Origin of the sequence: Ruegeria sp. HKCCA5491 (assembly GCF_013034565.1) — a bacterium.
In the GTDB taxonomy this organism is placed as follows: domain Bacteria; phylum Pseudomonadota; class Alphaproteobacteria; order Rhodobacterales; family Rhodobacteraceae; genus Ruegeria.
On sequence record NZ_WQGG01000001.1, the window covers coordinates 103,662 to 128,224 of the forward strand.

The following is a 24,563-nucleotide window of genomic DNA, read 5'->3' on the forward strand; positions in this document are numbered from 1 at the left end:
GATCTTACAAAGTCTTCTCGAGATTTTTCAGATGCTTCGCGACTCGTTGGCGAACCTGATCTGCCTCGCCCTCAGCCCATTTCCTGAAACCTTCGCCGGATTTCATGCCTAGCTTGCCCGCTTCAACGAGCGACTTCAGATAGGATGAAGGACCCTTTTGCGCCTCAAGATCGTGCAGCACGTTTTCGTGGATATCGAGAGTCAGGTCCGTGCCCACCAGATCAGCGTTTTCCAGCGGACCGAGTACAGCCAACCGGCGCCCAAAGCTGGACTTGATCACAGTATCAACGGCTTCCGCATCGCAAATACCGTTTTCCACCAGACTGACCGCTTCGCGCCATAGCGCATGCTGAAGGCGATTGCCGATAAAGCCGGGCACGTCCTTCTCGACCATCACCGGAGTTTTTCCAGCGTCCTTCAGCAGATCGAACATCGTCCGTGCTATCTCGGTGTCTGTCCATTCCGTCTTGATGATTTCGACCAATGGAATCATGTGCGGCGGGTTCCACCAATGCGTTCCCAACGCGCGGCTTTTCAGTCGCAATCCAGACATGATCTGAGTGATGGGCATGACCGAAGTATTTGATGCGAGAATGCAGGTCTCCGGTGCATGCGCTTCAATCTCAGCAAAAATCGCTTGCTTAAGCTCCAGTTTTTCGGGCGCGGCTTCAAATACAGCGTCAGCATTTCGAACCGCACCTTCAGTCGTCGCAACGATCTCAATCATCTTGAGGGTTTTCGTGATTTTGACCTCTTCGTCCCCCATCGCGGCCATGCTGGCGCGGATGCGGTCAGCCACGGTAGCGCGCGCCTCTTCAACGGGGTCTGTGATGGCGACATATTGACCTGCTTTTGCCAAGGTCAGGGCGATACCGTGCCCCATAAGCCCCGCGCCAATTACTGCTATTTGCTGCTTCTTGCCCACCATTCTTTAACCCGCCGTGTATCCGCCATCGGCATGAAGGATATGCCCGGTGTAAAAATCAGAGGCGCGTGAAGCGAGAAAAAGCAGGGGTCCGGCCAGATCTTCTGGCTCACCCAGCCGCCCCTTTGGAACACGGGTCAGGAAGCCATCGCGCACAGCCTTCGCTTCGTCGGTTTCCTCAAACATCCAAGCAGTCAAAGGCGATCGGAATACCGTCGGCGCGATTGCGTTGACGGTGATCCCTGTTGGACCCAGCTCACATCCCAAGGCTTTGGTTATCCCGTTCACAGCAGCCTTTGAGGCGCAATACGCCGTGTAGCCAGCAGGGTGTCCCAGGATACTGCGCGCGGAACTGACGAAAATGATCTTGCCGTATTCGCTTTGCTTCATGTGCGCCGCGGCCGCGCGTGCCAAAAGCCAGCTTTGGTTTACGTTGGCATCCATCACTGCATCGAAGGTCTCCGGCGCCATTTCGTTGATCGGCGCGACCTTGTTCATGCCGGACGCGACTACAAGAATATCGAGCTTACCAAAATTATTGACTGCTTCTTCTACAAGCGCACCGCAGGATGCCTCGTCAGACGGACGCGTATTCACCGCAACGACGGTCGCACCAAGCGCCTCGCACTCTTTGACAATCTCGTCGAGCGCGTCCTGATTGCCCGCAGCCAGAACCAGATTGCACCCCGCGCCAGCCAGAACGCGCGCAGCAACCATGCCAAACGCGCCCGACGCTCCTGTGATCAGTGCGACGTTGTTTTTTACGTCAAACATCTTGAGTGGATCAGACATTCTTTTCGTTCCTAGTTTTCTGGTGGATACGGAATGACCACCAGCATTTTGCAGGTGTTGTTGGCGCGGTTTTCAATTTTGCGCACTTCGCCCGGTGCGATCGTGCAGCTATCCATCGGTCCAAGAGTGATTTCGGTGCCGTCAACGATGACGGTCATCTCGCCCTCCAGGACGACGTAGACTTTCTCAAAAGGTGTTGAGTCCGGCCCAGCACCACCGCCCGGTAGGAACTGGCTGAAGCCAATCCACTGATTTGTCGGCCCGCCTTCCTCAAACCCTTGCAAGCGAAGCCCGTGACACCCAAAATGGTTCGGTGCTTCGTAGGGTTGGGCGTCTTGAAAGCGCTTCAGATGCATGTCCATCTCCGCTCAAGGTTATTGGCGGCCACCGGCGAACCGGCGACCGGTCCGTGAGTGTTCAGAAATCTTCGCCAGCTTCGATGCGGTAGGACTGGTTCTTGTCGATCATCGCAACCAATCGGATAATGCAGCCGTCGCCACGGTCCCAATTCCAAGGGAAGAACGCGAAGGTGCACCGTCTTCCGGTCACCGCATCCAGATCCCCTCCGACGTTTTCGATGCCGAGAATGCCCTTTGAGAAAAGCATGTTGTGAACTGGCTCCCACTCGGGGAAATCAACCTCCCACGGTGTCCCGCCTGACCATTCAAGATATTCTTTCTCAAGGTGTGGCAAAATTGGACCGTTACGCTGCGGGCCAATGGCCGTTGCCAGAGGGTGATCGTTTGCCTGGGTGTCGTGGCCAACGACTTTCACACCTTTTTCGATCATCCACTCGGCAGCGGAAGGAACAAGGCCCGGGCAATAAGCAAAGTAGTCACCGTCTTCGTACTGCTTATGCCAACCAGTGTTGATGATCAGCACATCGCCTTTGCGGATTGCATGACCACAGGCCTTTTCCAGATCATCTCCGGTGATTTGCTCCCATTTTTTCTTGGGTACGGAAACCACCAAACCCGAGCCAAAGAAATGGGGGAGCGGTACCTCGTCAATGAACGGCGTTCCCTGAACAACATGCGCTGGCGCATCAATATGCGTGGTCACGTGCATAGTCGTGGTAATCGTCTGAGACAATACGCCGGACTTGGCCATATAGTGCTTTCGGTCGATCTGGACGTCCTTGAAATACGGCCAGTTGGGACACTGAAACCCGTATCTGTGGCTCAAGTTGTAGAACTCGATTCCCATGTCATTGTCGGTGTTTGCCTGAAACTCAATGCCGCGGATTTCGACCATTGGGCATATCTCCTCTGTTCGCCGGCAACGCGGCGGTGTTCGGTTTTCAATTGTCTGGGTGGCCTCCCCACCTGTCCCGTATGATGATGCACACGCACCGCATAACGGTCAACAAAAAACTCACTATACGGTTGACTTGCACCGTATTGTGGTACAACACTGGAAAATCGCCAAGCATCCTTAGCTACGATGCGAAGACAGAATGAGGTAGGTTAAATGTCTGAAAAAGCGGATAAAGGTGGCATTCAGGTCATTTCCAGAGCGGCCTCGATTTTGCGTGTTCTAAAAGAAAACCAATCCGGAATGAGCTTGGGGAAGATCGCCGAGCGTGTTGACCTGCCCCGCTCTACGGTACAGAGAATCACAAGCGCACTTGCTGAAGAAAGACTTGTCATAGCAGATGCAAATGGGGGTGGCTTGAGGCTCGGCCCCGAACTAAGCGCTCTCGCAGGTGCTGCGCAGTACAGCATTGTCGAACATTGTCGGCTGCTTTTGACGGAACTGACCCAAAAGACCGGGGAAACCACAGACCTCGCCGTCATGCGCGGTATCGGCATGGTTTTCTTAGACCAGGTCCCTGGCGTCTATCGATTGACGACCGTTTCGCAAGTGGGCGAGGTTTTTCCACTGACCACCACGGCAAATGGGAAAGCTTGTCTCGCGCAACTCGATGAAGGAGATGCGACAAAGCTTGTTCAGAACGAATGGGAACGGAATGGTATCCAAAGAAATTTGGATGAGTTCCTTTCCGAACTGAACAAGGTTCGCGAACAGGGCCTTGCCTATGATTTGGATGAGCATTCTGCAGGTGTATCGGCGATCGGTTTCTCTTTCGTCGACTGGGTCGGAGATTTGCACGCGATTTCTATCCCGGTACCAACTACTCGGTTCAAAAAACAAAGCACAAACATCGAAAAAGCGCTTCTTGAAACAGCCGCCAATATCCAACTGACTTTTCGCTGAAGGTCCGATTTCGTATTCTTCATAGCTACTTGCTGCATCGGCAGCGAATGTCTGGTTTCCGCCCTGTTGACCGATGCTGCGTCTGAACGCGACGTCGCCTTTGGGCTCGAAGCGGTCATTCGCTGCACTCGGCGTGAAGGACTGCTCCGCAGACGCAGCGGTCATTGGCCTGCTGATACTAAAGGACCGCAGCCCATCCTAAACGGACATTCGTAACAAAACTTTGCAGTTTCGGCTTCGGATCATTGCCCATTAGAGATTGATAGGAGGTGTCGTCACACTGGTTAGCGTCGCCGTTGTAAGCAGGATCAGGACAACAGCCAACATCTCCATCGAAATCGACCGTCGGAGCGCGATAGTCGCGTCATGCTGCTCTGCCCTGAGAGCCGGAACGAGTTTCAACTTGTTCAGCGCCGCGATGCCAAAAAGGGCGGAAACGATCCCGACCTTGACCAAAAGCACCAATCCATAGGCCGTTCCGAACAAAGCGGTCACGGAGCCCGCAAGCAGCCACGCGAGCGCTGCGCCTGCAACAATCAGGACGGCAACTCCATAAGCAGCGACATTGCCAAAGTGGTGCAGTAGATCGGCCCCAGTTGGAGTGAGCGCCGCTTTGCGCAAAGGCAGGAGAGCACCGACCCAAAACGCGGCAGCCAGTAAATGCAGAACCAGCAAGATTGCGAGAGCCGACTTGGGCTGTCCGAGCGAGTGTCCAACCTGGGCAAAGGAAATCGCAATGGCAAGGGTGCCCGCCAAAGCGATCCGCTGCCCGACGCGCGGGAGCAGAATTGCCAATATCGCGAGTTCACCCACCCCTCGCCAAATCGCGGCGGTGCCAAGCGGACTGTCCCAGACAAAACCAAGCATCATTGGGTCCGTCGCGCCCTCAAAGCCCATCCCAGATATCCGCGCTGCTCTGATGCCAAAACGTAGAGCAAGTACGGCCAAACCGACAATCGCGGATCCGACCGCGAAGTGCCGCGCAAAGCGTAGAACAGACTCTTCAGCGCGTTTGGCAAAGAGGACCGTGAACAAGACGCCACCCATTGCCAGCAGCGCCGCGCCGTAGCCAAGTGTTTTCGCCAAAATGGCCAAGGCGACCACACCGTCAATTGGGGCCAAACCGATCACTCAGCGACCGTGAAAGAGAAGCTGCCCTGCATCGGGTGACCGTCTGACGCCATACCCCGCCAGTCGAAGCGGTAGCTTCCAGGTGCAAGCTCTTCCGACGGCGTGGCCCGGAATTCTGTGGTGGGGTCCATACCTGTCTCGCGTTCAATTTTGACGTCACCATCTGGTGAGGTCAGCGTGACCGAGATGATGCGCATCGCATCATCGAACCGCATAGAAAGCTCCCGCACCTCCGTGACAGTCGCGCCGTCAGCCGGTGTCGTTTCTTCGGACTTTGAATGCGCAGCCGCAAGCATTGGAGCCGTTGCTACGGCCAAACCGAGAAGAGTTTGTTTGATCATCTAAGTTTTCCTCTATTCGGATTGGACATTCAGTTCGTCGTGATACTCACGAATGTCATCAGGCCAGGTTGATTTAATAAAGGACAGCACCGCAATGATTTCGTCATCGCTGAGCACGCCTTCATAGACCGGCATACCAGTTGCGGGCGCATTCTCTATCAGTCCGGCCAGGCCAAATTTGGTCAGGGCGAAAAGCGTTTCATCATCGTGGTGCCACGTATGCCCTGTTGTGTCATGCGGCGGTGCCGGTAGCAAGCCATCCTCGCCGCGTATCTGCCAGTTTGGCTGTCCTTCCAGGCGTGCTCCGTGGCAGGCAGCACATTGGTCTACATAGATATCTTGGCCAGTGGCGAACAGTTCGGCGTCATCCGGCGTCAATAGACCGACGGCCTTAGAGGGCTGGGCCAGAACGAAAGCTACGGCGAAACCGGTGAGCGCAAGCCCACCGGTGACCAAGAGTGTTGTGCGCCCAGGCATCAGGTATCGAATGGCTGCGCGGTGCCCGCGCGGTAGTATACCGTACCGGCCCCAGCCTCTCCCCCAAATGCAATGACGTCGTAACGGGCGGACGGATCGTCGCCCATACCAGGGGAGCCCATTGGCATGCCAGGAACAGCAAGCCCTGTGATGCCAGGCCGATCCTTCAATACGGCTTCCAGTGCTTCGAACGGTACATGGCCTTCAAAGACATAACCATCGGCTTCAATAGTGTGACAAGAGGCGAGGTTCAAAGGGATACCCCGCGCTGACTTCTGTGCCTCGGGGTCTGTAAGTTCCTCAACGGTGACGGCGTAGCCACGTGCGCGAGCCAAGTCGGCCCACGCGTGACAACATCCGCAACTTGTTGAGCTGAGCACGTGCATTGGGGTGCCTGCACGGACGGGAAGAGCGGTCGCGATGAAGGCAGTTGCAGAAAGTTTGATGAAGTGACGACGTGTGATCATGTCTGTCGGTCCTTTGATGTGAAATTTGAACGGAATGCGGGCGAGCGCCCGTTGCCATTCAGGCTTTCGGTGGACCGGTGGGAACACCCAGTGCGAGGCCCGAAAAATCGGCTCCAGCGTGCGTCAAACCACTCACTGCGATAACCAATGGAGCAATCGGCGAAATCCCCGCCGTGGCGACAAGATCACCAAAACAGGATGTTGAACCCATGCCGCTAGTGGTGTCGCAACAATCCGCAGCAGCTTTCTTGGCATCAGCCAACGGATCGTCGCCCGCCATTTGAGCATGATGACGAGAATGATCCGATCCATGGGTCAAGCCATGCTTCACCGACGCTGCGAATGCGCCAGAGAATGCAACAACAAGAAGTATCGACAGGACCAAGCGAAACATACCAAATACCTACTGGGGGCACGTGGTTTTGACAAGTTACGAGGATGGGTCGACGCAATCGATCCTAGTTGCACCCATTATGGGTGCGGCACATTTCTGGATCATGCCCGGCTGGAACAGTGGAACATGGATCACCAGAATCTCTTTCTCCAATCCTGTGTTTAGGCGAATTTTTTGCGTAATATCGAACTTCTGGAAGACAGGCTGCGACTGCAGAAGTACACTCAGGTGCTTCCGCTCAGCTCTGGACCGTCCGCTAAAATTGCACGGTCAGCATTTTACATACTGCTGACAGTGATGCGCCCTTTACTTGGGAAAGAGATAGCGCATCAAAGCATTGGACCAGCACCGGTACCGGCTACAACTACAAAAGCGTAGAAGCTAAATTATGTTAAAAAGTGGAAACATGACCTGCTGATCATCCCCCATGAAAGGCAGCCGCCCGACGTCGCACGCCAGCAGCAATGGATTCCGCCAACGGCGTTGGGAACCCGTCCGGCAAATCCGCTAGTGTCGTGTCCAAGGCGAGTTCAAGTTCAGACGCGATATCCGACAAAACCTTATCCGCCAGCGCCACACCAAAACCTGCCGCCCTCGCAGCCTGCAGGAAATGACGAGGCACCACCTCGTTAATCCGGTAGTGTCCATCGACGGCCATCGCGAGACGCATCCGGTTCTGGCGGATTTGCCCGTCATTCACAGCTTCCTGGGCGCTTAACACATCATAGAGCGGGGTCATGCGGAAACCGCCAGGGCGCAATGCGATGCTGAAGTTTTTTGCATGCCCGTCTGTCGCTCCCAAAAGCCAAAATAGGACCTGCGCACGGAAAAACGCGCGCTGATCCAACTCGGGGTCATCACTGCCCGCCAGCAACCCGATCCCTTCGGTGATCCCCGGCCCGCCATCCATTTGATATTTCTGGCTGGGTGGAACTGTGAGCGCCTGGCAAAAGTCTTCCTGCGGGAGGCGGATCAATCGACCATCCTTGGCCCAACGCCGATCAAACCGTGTCACAACAAGGCTCCGTACGTCCTCGAAGTCGGCAATCTCGACCTCCGCCACCTCCATCCCCATGACGCGACAGAAGCTCATGCAGAAATATTCGTTCTCAACACTGTCAGACAAATCGATCCCTGCGGGCAGAATGCCAAGCTGGGTTTTGAGGATATGGGTTGTAGGGGTGAGCCCGGACGGGCGGATCCACACGCCCTCGTGGCGTAGCAGCGCCGTTTTCTCCTGGGCCCCTGCGATGGAAATGCGGAAGTCGTCTTTTTCGGTTAAGCCTAGCGGAGCGCTTGCGAGGTTGCGCAGCATGTCAGCAATCTGCGCCGCAGATACGGGTTCTCCCTCGAGCGCGCCCACCTCGGGCATCTCTCCCGAAACAAATTGTAACGCCCCCACGCAGTCCCGCCCGATCTTCTCCAGCATGTACCACGCGTCCGTGCCACCTGCGCGCACCCGCGCGGCCACGCGCTCACGTATTGCCTGATTGTCCGGAAGCAGATTTTCCATATAGGCAATGACAGCACCACCTTGATGCGCCTCTTCGCGCAAAGGCAGTGACAACGAGATGGGCATGGCGTGCTCCCACGACAGCCAATCGGGATCGTAGGCAAAGCTGATCGCTCCCGATCCGGCGAGACGCAAAGTCCCCACCAACCGTCCGTTCAGGCGCACCTGCATCGTGCTGCTGCGCCCGTGTTTGGCCATCAGAAGATATCCTCTATCTCAAGCGAGCCACCGCGCTCCACCAATCGGAACTCAAGCCCAAGCGCAGCCATGACAGCAAGCACCGTGGCGAGCTTGGTTCCCGAGTCGCCATTCTCGAGCGACGAAATCGTCGCGACACGCAAATTCGTGCGAGCGCTGATATCGCTTTGGGTCCAGCCGCGCGCCTTGCGCTTCCGGCGGAGTGCCTCGCCGATCTGCTCAGCGGTTCGGGCGGTGAGGTCCATGACTTGGCTCCATTTGCGGCACAGCGTAAATCAAAGCAAGTTACGCTACAACGTAAAAATTATTCTTTTGCGCTATGGCGTAATTCACTTGATGCGCACACGCCTGCAGCCCCACTGCGCGGACCTGTTTCCGCCCGCTTTGCAGGATATTGTAGATTTTGGATAGCTCATCCTATCCACTCAACACGCCGCACTAGCGGTGCCTGGTGCGACTCTGCCTATTGGGATTTTTGATCATCCCGTCTTTCCAGCGAGTCCGGGTCAATGTAGTCGTAGTCGCCTTTCTTCAGCTTTGCGACATCGTCCGGGAAATCCAAAGCCTCGATCGCTTCCGGCTTTGGCCTTCGAAGCTCAGCAGCAGGCCGGTGTAGCAGACGGCAGGAAATTGCCGTCATCAGCTCAATTCCAGCTTCTGATGGCTTGGGAAGCGTCAGGCGTCGATCTTCGGGATTCTGGGCCAGTTCAATCAGCCCAAGACCCTTTCTTTTTGGGGTGCCATCCGAGAGGAAGGAAATGTGCCTTGGAACATTTGAGATCCCAATCGACGAGGAAATCTCCCGCAGGGGTTGACCCTCAAAGCCGATCTCAGACTGTTTCAGAGTCACGTACAGCAACACGCAAACCTGTAGTATGTCTACACCACTGTGAGTTAGGGTCGGGACATACAACTAATAGATGACGGTTGCCGCGAGGGCGATTACGGAGTGGAAGACTCTGGGACAGCGATCATTATGTATCGACACGCGCCTCCAGTCCTTGCACCCCGGGTAGTCTGGTATTCGTTCTGGGTTTGGCCCGAATCCCACATTGTCGACTTCTCACGCCGAATTCACTGGTTTGCATGATGTCCACAAAATAAGCCGCTGGAAAATGGAGCGGTGTTCTGCCTTAACCTCTTGCTGATCACGGTTAGGGCACGTTGTTTCTGGCGCAAAAGAACACAGCCTAAGGCATTACATCTTCAGGATATTGGGCGTCTTTGAACGAAATCATGAACATATTTGTGGTTAATAAATTCCGGATGTAATTCACCGGTATGTGGAAGCAGCATCAACAAGCTGTCGTCTAGGACATATCCGTTTTTCAATCTTAAGCCACATTACCCGCTCAATACATAATAATCTTTATTATCCACTTTTGCGCACCACCTGGCAATGACCCAAATCGACGCTCCTGAGTGAAATTGCAGAACGGGTGGTTACTGTAGATGAGGCTCCCCACCAAACTAACTAAGGTGTTCCGCTATTTGCTTCACTAGTTCTTCGGCCTCGTCAACTGAGACATCCTGCAAACTGATTTTGATCCGCACTTCCGTCGAGGAAAGCTCTGCTGAGACTTTTCCGCCTCCAGGAAGCTGCACAGGTTTCAGATGCAAGACTTGTCGCGGACGTCCACCACGCGCTTTCTCCTTTGTCGGCTTCGGCTCTGATTTCAAGGCTTCTTCCAGCAGCGCCCACTCTTCGCGCATTTCAAGCGTGCCGGCGTCCGCCAGCACTTGGCGCAACTTTGGCTGCGCGCCGGATCGAAGCGCAGCGGCCAATTTCAAACCGGCTTTTTCCGTAAGACTAACTGGATGCTGCAGGAGATCACCCAGCGCCTCATGAACGATCGCAAAACTTCTTACTTTGGATCGCTTTGCCTTAGAAGCAGCTGCAAATAGTGCATCAACCGCGGCCTCGGTGGAGTCGAAGACCCCCTGCCCTGCTGCCAGAACAGCTACTCGCCCACGTTCATATGGGGTCAGATTTGACCGAATCTCATTCTCTTCCACCATTGAAATATAGGCGCCCTGCCCCGAACCCGCCTCTCGCACAAAGGCCGGGATCGACGAAAAAGAACTGTCCGTATCGGCAAGCAGTCGGAACGCTTTGAGCCTTCGGTATCCTGAGATGAGCCCAAAACCGTCTTCGTTCCTTGTTACCTCGACCGGCGTTCTCAGGCCATGCGAACGCAGTGAATCCAACAATTCATTCATGGCCTCATCGTCTTCGACCATACGGTCCCTGCGGATAAAGTCAGCATCTATCTGATCCAGCGGAATCATTTCCGCAACGAGCCCGGTTTCCTGGGCATCACGCCAACGCGCTGCATCTCCTTGGTCCTGAGCCAGTGCCACCCTATCCGTGACGGAAGCCATGCTGTTTAATGTGGCGGCTTCGGCAGCAACCTTGGCAATTGGAGGCGTAGCCCCTTTTGCCTCAAATGGATTCAGTGAGGGTTTCGCCGCGAAACCTGCCTCCATCTGCTCCAACTCTGTTGTGTCCGGAGCGGACAATCTTCTGCGTTTAGCCATCTGCCTTGTCTCCCATATGGGTATCCCGCCACCAACACCCGATCAGAACCTCTTTGAATTCCGCATAAGTTCTGTCGAAGGTTTCGCGACCCCTCACATAAGTATCGCGATTGAAGTCCCGGTAGTCCGCTTCGTAAATGCCATTGACCTGCTCACCGGCTTGCCCAACCAAAGCGGTGTAGTCCTGTCTATAGGCGTTCATGAAATCCCCGAAATAGGCCTGGATCACATTTGCCATATCGGTCTGTTGACTGGCATCAAATCGAGTAATGATTGCTCTGACAACGTCCCATTCGAACTTAAGTTCTGGAAGCCCCGCTGCTCGCTGAGCGGCGTTCTCTCCATCCTCTATACTCGCGAAGGTCGTGTACAGCATGTCGAAAAATCGACCGGTCGAATCGAACTCCAAGAATGAAGCCCCAAGGGGCACCAACAAAATATCCGCCGCAGCCAGAGCGTTGATCGTAAGGTACCCAAGTGCAGGAGGGGTATCCAAGAACACTATGTCATAGTCGTCCAAAACTCCGTCCTGATGCAGGAAATTGGTCAAGCCATCCCACAACGGCCAACTCCGCAAACCCATTCGCCAGACCGGTATCTGAAATTCTGCCCAATACAAGTTAAGCTGAGCGCCAATAAGATCGATGTTGGGCCAATGGGTTTTTTGTATTACGTCGCTCGGACCAGTCTTAAGAGCTTCATTCAAGGTCTCATCCAGCGGAATTTCTGATTGTCCAGCCGCATTCCGAACTCGGTTTTCCTGCTGGACGGCCTGTGCGTAATCTTTTGCAATCAGTGGAAACACAGTCTGCCACTCGTCTGCGACGTTACCCCCCAAGATGGACGTCATCGACCCTTGGCTGTCGAGGTCAATCACCAGAACACGGTATCCATCCAAGGCGGCGGACATGGCAAGATGAGCTGCAGTGGATGTTTTCCCGACACCCCCCTTGAAATTTGCGACTGCAACAACCTTTGCTGGCAACCCCTCAGGTCGATATGGCAAATATTCCTTGGTGCTGACACCTCCCGCCGCAAAGTGCTTTCGCAACGTCAGAACCTCTTCCAAGGAAAACCACTTGGACCCCGTTTCGCCTTCACCCTGTGGAAGGTCTGGGTTCGCCTTGAGTACTCGCCTTAGGTGCGCTGGTGCGACTGGAATGAGATATTTTGTTATCTCCCAGATTGAAAAGCGGCGGAGCCGTTTTTCGCCGTCAGGTGCGTAACCTCTACGCGCTAAATCCTCTCTGCCTTTCGTGCAGAATGCTGCGGCTTTTGCGAATCGAGAAGTCCCTATAGGGTCCGGTAACTTACTTGCTGCTTCTTTCGGATCGAGATTCAAATAGGGTGGTAGTTGAGGAGGGTTGGATTTGTTCACTGTCTGGGCCTCAGGAAATGTTCGCCTTAGCGGCATATATAGCGCAAGGTAGCGCACATTTTCCACAAAAGCTATCCTTGGCCCTGAAGTTGTCCACAGAAAATCAAGAATTGATCGAGTTTCGCCGCGAAACTTTCGGAATATTGAAAATGAGCACAACAAATAGTTTCTATTTTTTAGATAGTTCAATTACTTTGCGAAAAAGAAAACAAATAAAACCAGAGACTTACTCGCTACTTGGTACCTGTTTACAGGTTAATGGGCACCAATACTCAGGCTAAAAGGTGCCAAGTTACGGGACCAAGGGTGGCAGGACTCGGTACGACATGCACCGATTCTCGGGTTGGCTGATTTTCTTGAGTTTCAGACCCTATTCATGCGCATTTCTTACCGCTGGTTAGAGTGTACGATTGCGTTGAGAGTCGCCTGAGGTCTTTTTCTGGGGATAACTTTCTGCGCGCGACAGTAAGGTACCCGTTTGCAGGAACTGCCTCATACTGTATTTGGGTACCTAAAGGTGATTGATCTTTGGGTACCCTTCGTGCCACAAATACTGAAACGAGCAGTCAGGCAGAATCATGCCGGAAACACAATTGGACATGGACCACCTTTCAGGCGCTTTGCGTCGGGAGACGGTAAAAAAGAATGTGGCCGCGATACATATCAGCGGTAAACTCACGCTGCTACAACGCAAGCTTTCTAACGTGCTGCTACTCAATGCATACGATGCGCTGACTTCTGCATCTACGCACACGATAGATGCACGCACACTTGCCATGATGGTTGGTTATAACTCCAATGATTTTGATACATTGCGCGCAAGTTTGCGTGCTTTGGCGGAAACCGTCGCAGAATGGGACATGTTGGATGAGCAAGGCCGGCAAGAGTGGGGCGTTTCTTCGCTGCTTAGCTTTGCAAAGCTAAAAAGTGGTGTTTGTGAATATGCCTACTCGCCCGCGCTGGCGCAGAAACTCTACGACCCAAAGATCTATGCTTTGATCAATGTGCAAATCCAACGCAATTTCAGTTCCGGTCATGGGTTGGCGCTTTATGAAAACTGTTATCGTTTTGTAAGGACCGGATCCACAGGATGGTGGTCCTTGGATGTGTTCAGAAAACTCATGGGCGTTGATGGCAGCGACTACTACAGCAGCTTCAAACATTTAAACGCAAAGATAATCAAGCCAGCCGTCAATGAAGTAAATAAAAGCTCGGATATACTTATTGAGCCAGAATTTCTAAAAAAGGGGCGTTCTGTTACGGACATAAGGTTCCGGATTAAAGGGAACCCGCAGAAAGCTATGTTCGAAATCGACGATAGCGATGGTGTGCGAAATCTGGCGGTTTACAAGACACTTCGTAAGCAAGGGGTCTCAGACCGGCTGGCGCGGCAGTGGATCGCTGAACATGGTGAAAAATATGTTCAGCAAAAGTTGGATTATGTAACAGGGCAGGGGGGTGTGAAGTCTACTCTCGGGTACCTGTCCGCTGCCTTGCGTGATGACTACAAGCCGCCAATCGAAGAAGCGCAGGTTGCCCCAAGTCCCGAAGCGATTGAATCCGCGCGACTGAGGCAGGAAGAAAAAGTTCAGGAAGAAAAGGCCTATGCCGCCCGTGCTGCGGAACGCACCGAAAGGTCCAGAAAACTCTCCGTGGTAGAAGAGCTGGTTTCGCGGCGAAACCCAACGCAACGCGACGCTGACAAGAGACTGTTTATGGCAGGCTTGGACAATGATCTAGATCGCGAACATTTCCGTTCGCATGGGTGGCGCTCAGGCCTGAACGCCACTAGGATTTTTTCTTTTTGGGAGGAGCTGGAGCCAGAGGCTTTCGAATAGAAGGGGCGAATTATTGGAGGCCACAGACCTCACTGCTTCTTCATCGCTGATCGAAGCGCATCGCCAAGTGCGCCGTGATGCGCATTATTGTCATTTTTTGCGCGTTGCTTTTCGTTTCGCTCAGATTTACGGGTTTGTCTCGATGTACTCTTGCCGTCGTGTTTTTGATTGTCCGACGCCGTTCTGGTTTTGCGCATGCTCAGGCCAATTCGCTTTCGATTGACATCAATGTCGACGACGGTGACTTTCACGACTTGGCCCGTCTGAACTATTTCGTGAGGGTCTTTGACGAACCGATCCGCCAGTTGGCTCACATGAACCAATCCATCCTGATGAACGCCGATGTCGACGAACGCTCCAAAGGCCGCGACATTTGTAACCGTCCCCTCCAACTTCATTCCGGGTCTAAGGTCTGAAATATCCTCGACCCCGTCCTTGAACGAAGCCGTGACAAAGCTTGGTCGAGGGTCGCGCCCAGGCTTTTCAAGTTCCGTGAAAATGTCCTGAACAGTGGGAAGGCCGAACTTGTCATCGGTAAAGCGCTCGGCTTGCAGGTTTTTCAAGGCACCTTCTTGCCCCATGATCTGACGAATATCCCGTCCACAGGCAGAGACGACCCGTCGGGCAACCTTATAGGCTTCTGGATGTACCGAAGACGCATCCAGCGGCTCGGACCCATTTAGAATGCGAAGGAAGCCAGCGCATTGTTCAAAGGCTCGGGGGCCTAGGCGCGCGACGTTCAACAAGTCGTTTCTAGATTTAAATGCGCCATGCACATCACGATGGGCAACGATTGAGTCCGCCAAAACAGGCCCCAAACCAGAGACACGTGAGAGCAGGGGAGCTGAGGCCGTATTCAGATCAACGCCGACTGCGTTCACGACGTCTTCGATGACCGTGTCCAGAGACTGTGACAACCGATGCTGATCGACGTCGTGCTGATATTGTCCGACCCCAATCGACTTTGGTTCGATCTTCACCAGTTCAGCCAGGGGATCCTGCAACCTGCGTGCTATCGAAACAGCGCCTCGCAATGACACGTCCAGATCCGGGAACTCACGCGCGGCAAGTTCAGAGGCCGAATAGACAGAAGCACCAGCTTCGGACACGACAACCTTTGTCGGCGTATTTTCAGTCTTTGGAATATGCTTTAATGCATCAGAAACAAGCCTTTCGGTTTCCCGGCTTGCGGTTCCGTTACCAATGGCGATCAGCTCGATATTGTGCGCGCGCACAAGACTCAGGATCGTGTGTTTCGCGCCGTCAAGGTCATTCTTGGGCTGAAACGGGTAAAGTGTTTCTGTCTCAAGCACTTTTCCAGTTGCATCGACGACTGCCGCCTTTACTCCGGTGCGAATTCCGGGGTCCAAACCCAACGTCGCCTTGGTTCCGGCAGGTGCGGAAAACAGTAAGTCTTTGAGATTGAATGAAAAAACAAGAATTGCCTCATCTTGCGCGCGGCTGCGCAGCTCCGCCATCATCTCTACCATCATCGACAAGGATAGTTTGACGCGCCAGGTCCAGCCAGCGACCTTGCGCAGCCAGACGTCGCCAGGCGCATCAGTACGCGTATGGAGATGCGCAGCTACGATGGCTTCCGCCCGTGCAGCCCCATCTTCGGAGTTCGGCGCGATATCCAGTGTCACAATTTCTTCCTTGGACGCGCGCAACATGGCTAGTGCCCTGTGCGAGGGGGTGTTCGCCCATAGTTCGGAATGATCAAAATAATCTCTGAACTTTGCGCCTTCTTGCTGTTTGCCTTCGATCACCTTGGCTGACAGTAATGCCTCTTGGTGCATGAATGCTCGAAGCTCACCCAGCAATACGGCATTTTCGGTCAACCGCTCGGTGATGATGTCACGAGCACCGTTCAATGCGTCCTTTGTCGTTACAATCGTTTCAGTCAGGTATCCCAATGCCAACACGTCCGGGTCTGCGGTCCTGTCTGCAAGAATGGCGTCTGCAAGCGGCTCAAGCCCGTTTTCTCGGGCAATCATCGCCTTAGTGCGGCGTTTGGGCTTATAGGGCAGGTAGATGTCTTCCAACTGTGCCTTGGTTTCGGCCTGTATAATCGACTTGGCAAGATCGTCAGTCAGTTTGCCCTGATCCTTGATCGTATTCAGAATCGTATCGCGACGCGCCTGCAGTTCTCGCAAATATGTCAGGCGGTCGGAAAGCGCGCGCAATTGCGTGTCGTCCAGCCCGCCTGTCGCCTCTTTGCGATAGCGCGCTACAAACGGGACAGTGGCGCCTTCGTCCAATAATTTGACGGCTGCTTCGACTTGTTCGGGCCGTGCGCTGATTTCGGTGGCTATGGTGCGAGCGATGCGGTCCAATTGGGTCTCCTGAAATTGATTGGAGAACCTTCTTAGCCAGCCACTTCGCCAAGGGGAAGTGGCGTCAGACTTGTTGGGCAAGGACTTGTAGATCGTCGTAAAGCGATTTCGAAACCTCTACAAAGCCTCGGGCCATATTCCGACTGCGGGCAGCATAGCGGCGCTGGGATGGCAGGCGTGCCCCCTGATCGGAAATGTCCGAAAACAGCCGCTCGGCCCGCGCGTCATTTTCCGACACGCGACCGCCGCTGAACTGGGCAGGGTCAAAGGCCAAGATGATCTCGCCGTGATAGGGGGCCCCGCCTTCACCTTCGGCGAATTCCATACTTTCAAGACTGGTAAGATCGTCGATCAAAGGCCCGGCCAGCAACTCGATCATGATCGAAAGGGCTGATCCCTTGTAGCTGCCGAACGTCAACATCGCCCCTTCCATTGCAGCCTGCGGGTCTGTTGTCGGGTTTCCGTCCTTGTCTATGGCCACGCCTTCCGGCAATGGTTTTCCGGCCCGGCGGTACAACTCAATCTCTCCACGCGCAAAGGCGCTTGTGGCGAAATCGAAGGTAAAGGGATCTTTGCCAGAACGAGGCCAACTGAATGCCAGCGGGTTTGTCCCCAAGCTGCCCCGGGTGCCGCCTGCCGGGGCCACCCATGAATGGCTGGGCACCATGGCCATAGCCGCAAGACCAGCCGAGGATAAGCGCTCGACTTCTGGCCACAATGCAGAGAAATGATAGCATCGGTTTATGACCATTGCTGCGATTCCGTGGGTATGGGTTTTTTCGATCAGAACCGGCAGGGCGCTCTGGAATGCCAGCAGGGATATTCCGCCTTGGGCATCTACGCGGACAATTGCGTTGTCGGAGGGGGTCACAACAGGCGCGGCGTGCCCGTCGATCTTTCCGGCCTTCATCGTTTCGGCGCACATGAAAAGCCGGAAAAGCCCATGAGACTGGCAATCGTCAAACTGGCAAGTGGCCAATGTCTCGGTGATGGCCTGTGCATGATCAGGCCCGAAACCTGACTTGGCCAAAACGGTCTGACACAGGGTTTGGATGTCTTCCAGATTTAGTTTGACCGTCTCGCTCATGCGCTGCATCTCCTCGACTTGCGATGCGAAAGAGATAGCGCGGCAAGTCGGTCAAAGGGAACCGGATTTAGCGACCACCCCTGCGTTTTTGATTGCAGTTTTGCGAAAACATTACAGATGACCAACGCCACCGGATCGCGGAAACGGCGTGGGTTTATGCCTATCATCACTGACGAACAGGCCGATCTGTAATGTCTGCTGGAACTTTACACCCGGACTTTCAGAAGCTGATTTCTTTCGGTGTTCGAAAACGCCTTGTGAAGGATCGCAATTAACAGAAATATAGCGGCCATGACATCAGACCCTGTCAGGCCGGACCAGGATGAGGACGACACTACGCTCGGGCCTCCAAGCATCTATGATGCCGACCCGTCGGAAGAGGATGATCTTTGGTTTCTGCCCGACGATGGTGATGGAGAGGTAGAAGAAGATTTCCTGCTACCGGGACCTAAGGCCGATCGTCGCCTGCTGTTTGATCCACGCGATTGGCGTGCGGCGCAGGCCGAACTTTCTTTCGAGCTGGCAGACCTGGCCGCCACGTTTGGCGCGTTGGACGAGCGTCTGAGGGCCGGCCCAACAGGTTGGACACATCGGTTGGCTCTTATGGATGTGTCGGATCTGGGGTGGTGGACCGGTGATCGCATCAGTGTCGATCGGCTGGCTTTATGGACGGGTTTGCGCATTGGGGCGACCGGAGACGATGTGCAGGCGCTGTTTCGCGCAGGCTGGGCTGTCCGACGACTAACCTCGGGGGCGGGTCCGTCGGAAGGGGGATGGGCCTCGGGTCTGACTGCGTTTCTGGATCGACTGGCTCAGGGGATCGAAGAGGTTCCCGAAGCGGTTGCCGATCTGGCCGAAGTGATGGAGAACGCCGAGGGCTTGCATCCGGTCACGCAGGCTGCAATCGGGTTTCATGCTTGGCGAGCGCTGTCTCAAAGGGTTGGGCAGGACACCGAAGCCGCAATCATCGCCGCCCGGCATGGCGCGACTATGGGCCGGGGCGGAGCGATGTTCATGCCACTGGCGCTGTCTGGGCCCGGAGCCTTGCGTGGGGTGGGGGCGACGGATGAAAAGCTCTCGGCGTGGATCAACGGGGCGGGGCAGGCGGTTCTGGCGGGTCTATTGCACCTTGATCGCGTGAACGCGTGGGAGGACCGTGCCCGTGACGCCATACACGACCTGAGCGGGCGCACGCCGCCCTTGTTGATTGATGTTCTCAGGTCATGGCCCATGGTTTCAGCGCCATTGGCACAAGAGCTGACACAAGCTTCTCGTGCGGCGGTTCAGCGCAACATAGATCGTTTTACGGATCGGGGTTTGATTCGCGAAGTGACGGGGCAGGGACGTTATAGGGTCTGGACTGCGGCGCTGTAGTCCATGATCCACTCGCGAAAGGCGCGAGCCGAAGGCCGCAAGGCTGCGCGTGACTGGTATATCAGGTGATACGCCTCTTGGCCTGGGACTGTGACCCCGTCCAGACATGGCACCAGACCAGACAACGACATGATCCGACCTGACGCCGGGGCGCGGGCCAGCGCGATGCCGCCTCCACTGGCGGACAGTTCTGCGGCCATGATTGAATTATCAGCGAAGAAGTACTGGGCTTGTCCTGCGGGCAATCGAAGGGCTTCGAAAAGGTGTGGCCAGCTTGCTCGGTGCGTAGACACTTCGATCAGAGTAAACTTGAACAGGTCTTGTGGCTGACTTATCTGGGTCGCCACGTCCGGTGGCGCAACCGGGTAAAGGTGTTCGCGAAGCAATTCATCGCCCTCGGTTCCAAACAGGGACGGGTTTCCAAAAACGATCTGAAGGTCGGTAAACCGGTTGGAAAAGTCCGAGGTCACGTTTCCGGTGGTCAGTGACAAGTTGATCTGCGGATATGACGCGTGAAAGTCCGGCAAACCTGCAGCCAGGATCCCATGCGCGAACAACAGCACAGATTGAACATAAAGCCGTTGTTCCCTTGTTTCCCCAAACAGTCCGGTCGTCGCAGTTTCAAGCATCAAAAGCGATTGCTGAACCGACGGCAAATAAGCACGACCAGCTTCGGTTAGGGTGACGGAATGGGCATGGCGATGGAACAAGGGTGTCCCAAGCTGCGTTTCCAGCGCCTTGACCTGTTGGCTGACGGCTGCGGCTGACATGTTCAACTGTGCGGCCGCGCGGGAGAAACTCTCGGTTCGTGCGGCCGCCTCGAACACGCGCAACCAATTCAAGGACGGGATACGGGTCGCCATGTGAATAGGCTAAGCTGAACTTAGCCTGACGAGCAAGAGTTCGCGTTCTGTGAAATTCAAACTCTGTCTTATCCTTTTCCAATCATGCATCGGGGAGGAACACGCATGGCCGATCAAAGCGCCAAACATCAGTCCACGCTGACCCAAACGCAATCGGCCCGCTATTGGGAAGACGGCTTCCTGTTTCCTCTGAGTGTATTTTCCGAGCAAGAAGCGTCTGAGATACGCGCCGAGTTCGAAGGGATTGAACGAGATTGGCAAGACGCGGATCTTCCGCTGCCGTTGAATACCTACAAACGGGTGAACGCACATCTGGTCATGCCGATGGCCGCGCGCATTGCGCTGGATGCACGTGTTCTGGATGTGGTTCAGGGTGTATTGGGGCCGGACATCATGATCTGGTCCGCCGAGTTTTTTGTTAAAGAACCTGGGACCAAGCACACGGTCGGGACGCATCAGGACCTGACATATTGGGGTATGGGCGAAACACCGGATCAGGTGACTGCGTGGATCGCTCTATCGCCCGCAACCGTAGAAAGCGGATGCATGGATTTCGTGCGGGCAAGCCACAAGAATCCGATTCTGCCGCATAACGATACATATTCGGAAACCAACCTGCTGTCGCGCGGACAAGAGATCGCTGTCGAAGTTGCCGAAGAAGACAAGACCCACATCGAATTGACGCCCGGACAAATGTCTTTGCACCACGGGTTGACGATACATGGTTCGGGCCCGAACCGGTCAGACGATCGGCGAATTGGTCTGGCGATCCGGTATCTGAACCCAAATGCAAGGCAGCTTGTTGCCCAACGTGATTACGCGATGCCGGCGCGGGGAAGGGACGCACAAAGTAATTTTCTGCACGTTGAGCCCCCAAAAGCACTGTTCTCGAAAGAGGCGCTCGCCCTCTATGAAAAAGTACGACAGGATCAAAGCAAGGCACTGGCGCAAGGCGCTGACAATTCGGTTCCGCTTTATGCGGCGACCTAAGCGGTGTTTACCGGCCAACGCCGACGTAGCTTTGAAACCCGGCTTTCAGGGCCGCCCGTTTGGAATAGATGTTGCGCAGATCGACCATCTGCGGCGACTTCATCGCAGCCGCAAGTTCCGGCAGGTTAAGCGCGCGGAATTCGTTCCACTCGGTCAGCAGAACGACAACATCTGCGCCTTCAGCAGCAGAGTAGGGATCGTCACACCATTCAACACCGGGAAGCAAGGCTTCGCCCTCGGCGCGGCCTTGCGGATCGACCACGCGAACCGTCGCGCCGCCGCCGATCAGGGCCGGTATGATCGCCAGCGACGGGGCATCACGCATATCGTCTGTGTTTGGTTTGAAGGTCACGCCGAGGACAGCAACGGTTTTTTGATTGAAGCTGTCATTACACGCGTCGCGGATCTTCTCGATCATCCGCTTTTTGACCCCGTCATTCACACGAATAACCGTTTCGGTGATTTGCATGGGATATGCATGTTCCTGCCCGATCCGGGCCAGAGCGGCGGTGTCCTTGGGAAAACACGAACCTCCATAGCCGGGGCCGGCATGTAGGAATTTGTTGCCAATCCGACCATCCAGACCGATGCCGCGGGCAACTTCTTTGACGTCGGCATTCACGCGCTCGCACAGTCCTGCGATTTCATTGATGAAGGTGATCTTTGTGGCCAGAAATGCATTCGCCGCATATTTTATCATCTCGGCGCTTTCCAGATCCGTTGTCAGAATTGGGAAATCCCGTAGGTAAAGCGGGCGATAGATCTCGGCCATGACTTCGGCGGCGCGTTCACTTTCGACGCCCACGACAACCCGATCGGGTCGCATGAAATCGTCAATCGCCGCCCCCTCACGCAGGAATTCGGGATTTGAGGCGACGTCAAAATCAGCACTGGGATTGGCGCCTGAAACAACCGCATGAACTTGGCGGTTCGTCCCGACTGGAACTGTCGATTTGGTGACAATGACGGTATAGCCCGTTACGGCCTGAGCAATCTCTTCTGCTGCGGCCATGACATATGTCAGATCGGCGTGGCCATCGCCCCGGCGGGTCGGAGTTCCGACCGCGATAAAGACTGCGTCAGCACCATCGACCGCAGCTGTAAGGTCGGTGGTAAAGCTCAGGCGGCCTGAGGCCACGTTTTTTGCCATCAGCGCGTCAAGCCCGGGCTCATAGATGGGAACTTTACCTGCCTGCAGCATTTCGATCTTCTGGGCGGCTTTATCGACGCAAATCACGTCATGGCCAAAATCCGAGAAACACACGCCCGATACCAAACCGACATATCCGGTTCCGATCATCGCTATACGCATCTTTGTTTCCTTTCTCCGAAATGACGGACCTGGCGCGTTTTCACGCAGGAAAGTTCCGCCGCTTTCAACGCTTGCTGACGGCCTTGGCTTGCAATCCGGGGTATCTTGCTGTTTCTGAGAGTGCAATCAGCCAGATTGAGTTTTGTGGAACGCGACGATGACAAAAACTGCACTTATAACCGGTATTACAGGGCAGGATGGATCATATCTGGCCGAATTTTTGCTGGAAAAAGGCTATGAAGTTCACGGTATCAAGCGCCGGGCGTCCTCGTTCAATACGCAGCGCATAGACCATATCTACCAGGATCCGCACGTCCCCAACCCGCGTTTGCACCTGCATTATGGTGACCTGAGCGATACATCCAACCTGACCCGAATCATTCAGGAGGTTCAGCCGGACGAGGTTTATAACCTTGGTGCGCAATCTCATGTGGCGGTTAGCTTTGAATCGCCTGAATACACGGCCGACGTGGATGCGATCGGCACGCTGCGCTTGCTGGAAGCCATCCGGTTTCTGGGTCTGGAAAAGAAAACACGGTTCTATCAGGCGTCGACATCCGAATTGTATGGTCTGGTTCAGGAAACCCCACAGCGTGAAACCACGCCGTTCCATCCGCGATCACCCTATGCGGTGGCCAAACTGTATTCTTACTGGATCACGGTGAACTACCGCGAAGCCTATGGAATGTATGCGTGCAACGGTATCTTGTTCAATCATGAAAGCCCGCGCCGGGGCGAAACCTTTGTGACACGCAAGATCACCCGCGGTCTTGCGAATATTGCGCAGGGCCTCGAGGACTGCCTGTATATGGGCAATATCGACAGCCTGCGGGATTGGGGCCACGCCAAGGACTATGTGCGGATGCAGTGGCTGATGTTGCAACAGGATCAGCCCGAAGACTTCGTCATTGCCACCGGGGTTCAGTATTCCGTCCGGCAGTTTATCGAATTGTCGGCTGACGAGTTGGGAGTTTCGCTTGAGTTCACGGGCGACGGTGTGGATGAGATCGCAACCGTTAAGTCCGTGCGCGGCGATAAGGCACCGGCGCTGAAACAGGGCGACGTAGTTATGCGGATCGATCCTCAGTATTTCCGCCCTGCCGAAGTTGAAACCCTTTTGGGTGACCCGTCAAATGCCAAAAACAAACTGGGGTGGGAGCCGGAACTGACCGTTCAGGAAATGTGCGCCGAAATGGTGTCGGAAGACCTCAAAACAGCCAGACGCCACGCCCTGTTGAAAGAGCATGGGTTCGATCTGCCTGTCAGTCTGGAAAATGGCTGAGGAGGGGCATATGCGTAAAATCTATGTTGCCGGGCATCGCGGTATGGTCGGAGGCGCGATCCTGCGCCGTCTAAAAAATCGCCAAGCGGCGGGTGAAGCGCTGTCGCTGATCACGCGCACCCACGCGGAACTGGACCTGACCAACCAGTCTGCTGTGCGGGACTTCATGCAAACGGAACGCCCCGATGTGGTCATTCTCGCTGCGGCCAAAGTGGGCGGAATTCACGCGAATAATACGTACCCTGCCGACTTCATTTATGAAAACCTGATGATCGAGTGTAATGTCATCCATCAGGCATTTGCCGCAGGCGTTACCTCATTGCTGCAACTGGGTAGCTCGTGCATCTATCCGCGTGCTGTCGCACAGCCCATGCGCGAAGACGCCCTGCTGACTGGCGTATTGGAGCCGACCAATGAACCTTACGCAGTAGCAAAAATCGCCGGAATCAAACTGTGCGAAAGCTATAATCGACAGCACGGGGTCGATTATCGTTCGGTCATGCCGACAAACCTGTATGGGCCCGGTGATAACTTTCACCCGGAAAACAGTCATGTGCTGCCTGCTTTGATCCGCCGTTTCCACGAAGCGCATCGGGACGGGTTGGACGGGGTGGTTATCTGGGGTACTGGTAAACCGCGTCGAGAGTTTTTGCATGTGGATGACATGGCCGAGGCATCGCTGTTTGTACTCGACTTGCCCCGCGATGTTTATGAAGAGAATACGCAACCCATGCTGAGCCACATAAACGTAGGGTGCGGAGAAGATATCTCGATCGCTGAACTGGCAGCAATGGTTGCCAAGACGGTCGGATTCACCGGGCGGATCACGCAGGATGCCAGCAAACCAGATGGGACAATGCGCAAACTGATGGATGTGTCCCGGCTTGCCGACATGGGGTGGCGCCCGCAGGTCAACCTCGAAGAGGGAATACGAGAGACCTACGCATGGTTTCTTGAACAGGGCGATGCTGACATTCGGGCCAAATAGCCGCCCAAACCAGTGTCCGGGCGGCATTGCTGGCGTTACCGCCAGCGGCCAATGGCAATAAGCGCAGGCGCGTGCAGACCCGGATCAGAGTTGACCGAAAAGACTTTGTACACCACCTGCAA

24 protein-coding genes and 1 pseudogene are annotated in these 24,563 nt (G+C 54.9%); 6 read left to right on the forward strand and 19 right to left on the reverse strand.

Features of this window, described 5'->3' with window-relative positions; genetic code table 11:
* Positions 1–4 precede the first annotated feature (4 nt).
* The 4 genes from GOV88_RS00510 to GOV88_RS00525 all read right to left on the reverse strand — a co-directional run bounded on the left by GOV88_RS00510 (position 5) and on the right by GOV88_RS00525 (position 2,971).
* Positions 5–928, reverse strand: a complete 924-nt coding sequence (locus GOV88_RS00510; RefSeq protein ID WP_171239224.1) for a 3-hydroxyacyl-CoA dehydrogenase family protein — start codon at positions 926–928, stop codon at positions 5–7.
* Between the two features lie 3 nt (positions 929–931).
* Positions 932–1,717 carry an SDR family NAD(P)-dependent oxidoreductase gene (locus tag GOV88_RS00515; protein WP_171239225.1) on the reverse strand — a complete coding sequence of 262 codons (786 nt, stop codon included), beginning with the start codon at positions 1,715–1,717 and terminating at the stop codon, positions 932–934.
* An 11-nt stretch (positions 1,718–1,728) separates the two neighbouring features.
* Entirely contained in the window at positions 1,729–2,073 is a 345-nt protein-coding gene (locus GOV88_RS00520; protein WP_171239226.1) for a cupin domain-containing protein, read from the reverse strand.
* A 61-nt stretch (positions 2,074–2,134) separates the two neighbouring features.
* The gene (locus tag GOV88_RS00525) at positions 2,135–2,971 is read right to left on the reverse strand and encodes a cyclase family protein (RefSeq protein WP_217358906.1); all 837 of its coding nucleotides are present in this window, start codon (positions 2,969–2,971) and stop codon (positions 2,135–2,137) included.
* Between the two features lie 216 nt (positions 2,972–3,187).
* Here GOV88_RS00525 and GOV88_RS00530 point away from each other — a divergent pair, with 216 nt between their 5' ends.
* Positions 3,188–3,934 carry an IclR family transcriptional regulator gene (locus tag GOV88_RS00530; RefSeq protein WP_171239227.1) on the forward strand — a complete coding sequence of 249 codons (747 nt, stop codon included), beginning with the start codon at positions 3,188–3,190 and terminating at the stop codon, positions 3,932–3,934.
* 252 nt (positions 3,935–4,186) lie between these two features.
* Here GOV88_RS00530 and GOV88_RS00535 read toward each other — a convergent pair whose 3' ends face one another.
* From GOV88_RS00535 to GOV88_RS00585, 11 genes and pseudogenes are all read right to left on the reverse strand, one after another.
* Complete coding sequence (locus tag GOV88_RS00535) at positions 4,187–5,065, reverse strand: CopD family protein (RefSeq protein ID WP_171239228.1); 879 nt, start codon at positions 5,063–5,065, stop codon at positions 4,187–4,189.
* A complete protein-coding gene (locus GOV88_RS00540; RefSeq protein ID WP_254449134.1) occupies positions 5,062–5,406 on the reverse strand; it encodes a copper resistance CopC family protein in 345 nt (114 codons plus the stop codon). Before GOV88_RS00540 ends, GOV88_RS00535 begins: the two co-directional genes overlap by 4 nt.
* A 12-nt stretch (positions 5,407–5,418) precedes the next feature.
* Complete coding sequence (locus GOV88_RS00545) at positions 5,419–5,883, reverse strand: cytochrome c (RefSeq protein ID WP_171239229.1); 465 nt, start codon at positions 5,881–5,883, stop codon at positions 5,419–5,421.
* The gene (locus GOV88_RS00550) at positions 5,883–6,350 is read right to left on the reverse strand and encodes a DUF411 domain-containing protein (RefSeq protein ID WP_171239230.1); all 468 of its coding nucleotides are present in this window, start codon (positions 6,348–6,350) and stop codon (positions 5,883–5,885) included. Before GOV88_RS00550 ends, GOV88_RS00545 begins: the two co-directional genes overlap by 1 nt.
* Positions 6,351–6,408: 58 nt before the next feature.
* Positions 6,409–6,744 carry a hypothetical protein gene (locus GOV88_RS00555; protein ID WP_171239231.1) on the reverse strand — a complete coding sequence of 112 codons (336 nt, stop codon included), beginning with the start codon at positions 6,742–6,744 and terminating at the stop codon, positions 6,409–6,411.
* A gap of 418 nt (positions 6,745–7,162) precedes the next feature.
* The gene (locus GOV88_RS00560; protein WP_171239232.1) at positions 7,163–8,455 is read right to left on the reverse strand and encodes a type II toxin-antitoxin system HipA family toxin; all 1,293 of its coding nucleotides are present in this window, start codon (positions 8,453–8,455) and stop codon (positions 7,163–7,165) included.
* The gene (locus GOV88_RS00565) at positions 8,455–8,700 is read right to left on the reverse strand and encodes a helix-turn-helix domain-containing protein (protein WP_171239233.1); all 246 of its coding nucleotides are present in this window, start codon (positions 8,698–8,700) and stop codon (positions 8,455–8,457) included. Before GOV88_RS00565 ends, GOV88_RS00560 begins: the two co-directional genes overlap by 1 nt.
* Before the next feature lie 218 nt (positions 8,701–8,918).
* Positions 8,919–9,314, reverse strand: coding sequence for a hypothetical protein (locus tag GOV88_RS00570; protein WP_171239234.1), 396 nt, complete (start codon positions 9,312–9,314; stop codon positions 8,919–8,921).
* A gap of 54 nt (positions 9,315–9,368) precedes the next feature.
* Positions 9,369–9,458: pseudogene (locus GOV88_RS00575) on the reverse strand (IS5/IS1182 family transposase); the annotation flags it as partial.
* A 467-nt stretch (positions 9,459–9,925) separates the two neighbouring features.
* Positions 9,926–10,993 carry a ParB N-terminal domain-containing protein gene (locus GOV88_RS00580; protein WP_171239235.1) on the reverse strand — a complete coding sequence of 356 codons (1,068 nt, stop codon included), beginning with the start codon at positions 10,991–10,993 and terminating at the stop codon, positions 9,926–9,928.
* A complete protein-coding gene (locus GOV88_RS00585) occupies positions 10,986–12,407 on the reverse strand; it encodes an AAA family ATPase (RefSeq protein ID WP_171239562.1) in 1,422 nt (473 codons plus the stop codon). The genes GOV88_RS00580 and GOV88_RS00585 overlap by 8 nt, the downstream gene beginning before the upstream one ends.
* 542 nt (positions 12,408–12,949) lie before the next feature.
* On the opposite strand from GOV88_RS00585, the gene GOV88_RS00590 reads away from it, so the two are divergent.
* Positions 12,950–14,209 carry a replication initiation protein gene (locus GOV88_RS00590; RefSeq protein WP_171123503.1) on the forward strand — a complete coding sequence of 420 codons (1,260 nt, stop codon included), beginning with the start codon at positions 12,950–12,952 and terminating at the stop codon, positions 14,207–14,209.
* Between the two features lie 29 nt (positions 14,210–14,238).
* Here GOV88_RS00590 and GOV88_RS00595 read toward each other — a convergent pair whose 3' ends face one another.
* Complete coding sequence (locus GOV88_RS00595) at positions 14,239–16,545, reverse strand: Tex family protein (RefSeq protein ID WP_171123501.1); 2,307 nt, start codon at positions 16,543–16,545, stop codon at positions 14,239–14,241.
* 64 nt (positions 16,546–16,609) lie between these two features.
* Positions 16,610–17,632: an Ldh family oxidoreductase gene (locus GOV88_RS00600; RefSeq protein ID WP_171123499.1), complete on the reverse strand. Its 1,023-nt coding sequence runs from the start codon at positions 17,630–17,632 to the stop codon at positions 16,610–16,612.
* A gap of 291 nt (positions 17,633–17,923) precedes the next feature.
* Here GOV88_RS00600 and GOV88_RS00605 point away from each other — a divergent pair, with 291 nt between their 5' ends.
* Complete coding sequence (locus GOV88_RS00605) at positions 17,924–19,006, forward strand: helix-turn-helix domain-containing protein (RefSeq protein ID WP_171212417.1); 1,083 nt, start codon at positions 17,924–17,926, stop codon at positions 19,004–19,006.
* Here the strand turns inward: GOV88_RS00605 and GOV88_RS00610 are convergent.
* Positions 18,979–19,869, reverse strand: a complete 891-nt coding sequence (locus GOV88_RS00610) for a LysR family transcriptional regulator (protein ID WP_171123495.1) — start codon at positions 19,867–19,869, stop codon at positions 18,979–18,981. The two genes, GOV88_RS00605 and GOV88_RS00610, sit on opposite strands and share 28 nt — an antisense overlap.
* Positions 19,870–19,974: 105 nt before the next feature.
* Here GOV88_RS00610 and GOV88_RS00615 point away from each other — a divergent pair, with 105 nt between their 5' ends.
* Positions 19,975–20,859 (forward strand): phytanoyl-CoA dioxygenase family protein, encoded by an 885-nt coding sequence (locus GOV88_RS00615; protein ID WP_171239236.1) that lies wholly within the window; start codon positions 19,975–19,977, stop codon positions 20,857–20,859.
* Positions 20,860–20,866: 7 nt separating this feature from the next.
* On the opposite strand, the gene GOV88_RS00620 is transcribed toward GOV88_RS00615, so the two are convergent.
* Positions 20,867–22,171, reverse strand: a complete 1,305-nt coding sequence (locus tag GOV88_RS00620; RefSeq protein ID WP_171123491.1) for a UDP-glucose/GDP-mannose dehydrogenase family protein — start codon at positions 22,169–22,171, stop codon at positions 20,867–20,869.
* 157 nt (positions 22,172–22,328) lie between these two features.
* On the opposite strand from GOV88_RS00620, the gene gmd reads away from it, so the two are divergent.
* A complete protein-coding gene (gmd, locus tag GOV88_RS00625; protein ID WP_171123490.1) occupies positions 22,329–23,453 on the forward strand; it encodes a GDP-mannose 4,6-dehydratase in 1,125 nt (374 codons plus the stop codon).
* A 10-nt stretch (positions 23,454–23,463) separates the two neighbouring features.
* Positions 23,464–24,441 (forward strand): GDP-L-fucose synthase, encoded by a 978-nt coding sequence (locus GOV88_RS00630; RefSeq protein ID WP_171239237.1) that lies wholly within the window; start codon positions 23,464–23,466, stop codon positions 24,439–24,441.
* Positions 24,442–24,563: the final 122 nt, after the last annotated feature.

Coding starts and splice junctions, on each gene's coding strand:
- GOV88_RS00615 (WP_171239236.1), top strand. CDS start 19,975: ATGGCCGATCAAAGCGCCAAACATCAGTCCACGCTGACCCAAACGCAA.
- GOV88_RS00590 (WP_171123503.1), top strand. CDS start 12,950: ATGCCGGAAACACAATTGGACATGGACCACCTTTCAGGCGCTTTGCGT.
- GOV88_RS00565 (WP_171239233.1), bottom strand. CDS start 8,700: ATGGACCTCACCGCCCGAACCGCTGAGCAGATCGGCGAGGCACTCCGC.
- GOV88_RS00610 (WP_171123495.1), bottom strand. CDS start 19,869: ATGGCGACCCGTATCCCGTCCTTGAATTGGTTGCGCGTGTTCGAGGCG.
- GOV88_RS00560 (WP_171239232.1), bottom strand. CDS start 8,455: ATGGCCAAACACGGGCGCAGCAGCACGATGCAGGTGCGCCTGAACGGA.
- GOV88_RS00555 (WP_171239231.1), bottom strand. CDS start 6,744: ATGTTTCGCTTGGTCCTGTCGATACTTCTTGTTGTTGCATTCTCTGGC.
- GOV88_RS00630 (WP_171239237.1), top strand. CDS start 23,464: ATGCGTAAAATCTATGTTGCCGGGCATCGCGGTATGGTCGGAGGCGCG.
- GOV88_RS00545 (WP_171239229.1), bottom strand. CDS start 5,883: ATGCCTGGGCGCACAACACTCTTGGTCACCGGTGGGCTTGCGCTCACC.
- GOV88_RS00515 (WP_171239225.1), bottom strand. CDS start 1,717: ATGTCTGATCCACTCAAGATGTTTGACGTAAAAAACAACGTCGCACTG.
- GOV88_RS00510 (WP_171239224.1), bottom strand. CDS start 928: ATGGTGGGCAAGAAGCAGCAAATAGCAGTAATTGGCGCGGGGCTTATG.
- GOV88_RS00520 (WP_171239226.1), bottom strand. CDS start 2,073: ATGCATCTGAAGCGCTTTCAAGACGCCCAACCCTACGAAGCACCGAAC.
- gmd (WP_171123490.1), top strand. CDS start 22,329: ATGACAAAAACTGCACTTATAACCGGTATTACAGGGCAGGATGGATCA.
- GOV88_RS00540 (WP_254449134.1), bottom strand. CDS start 5,406: ATGATCAAACAAACTCTTCTCGGTTTGGCCGTAGCAACGGCTCCAATG.
- GOV88_RS00600 (WP_171123499.1), bottom strand. CDS start 17,632: ATGAGCGAGACGGTCAAACTAAATCTGGAAGACATCCAAACCCTGTGT.
- GOV88_RS00620 (WP_171123491.1), bottom strand. CDS start 22,171: ATGCGTATAGCGATGATCGGAACCGGATATGTCGGTTTGGTATCGGGC.
- GOV88_RS00525 (WP_217358906.1), bottom strand. CDS start 2,971: ATGGTCGAAATCCGCGGCATTGAGTTTCAGGCAAACACCGACAATGAC.
- GOV88_RS00580 (WP_171239235.1), bottom strand. CDS start 10,993: ATGGCTAAACGCAGAAGATTGTCCGCTCCGGACACAACAGAGTTGGAG.
- GOV88_RS00585 (WP_171239562.1), bottom strand. CDS start 12,407: ATGCCGCTAAGGCGAACATTTCCTGAGGCCCAGACAGTGAACAAATCC.
- GOV88_RS00605 (WP_171212417.1), top strand. CDS start 17,924: ATGACATCAGACCCTGTCAGGCCGGACCAGGATGAGGACGACACTACG.
- GOV88_RS00530 (WP_171239227.1), top strand. CDS start 3,188: ATGTCTGAAAAAGCGGATAAAGGTGGCATTCAGGTCATTTCCAGAGCG.
- GOV88_RS00550 (WP_171239230.1), bottom strand. CDS start 6,350: ATGATCACACGTCGTCACTTCATCAAACTTTCTGCAACTGCCTTCATC.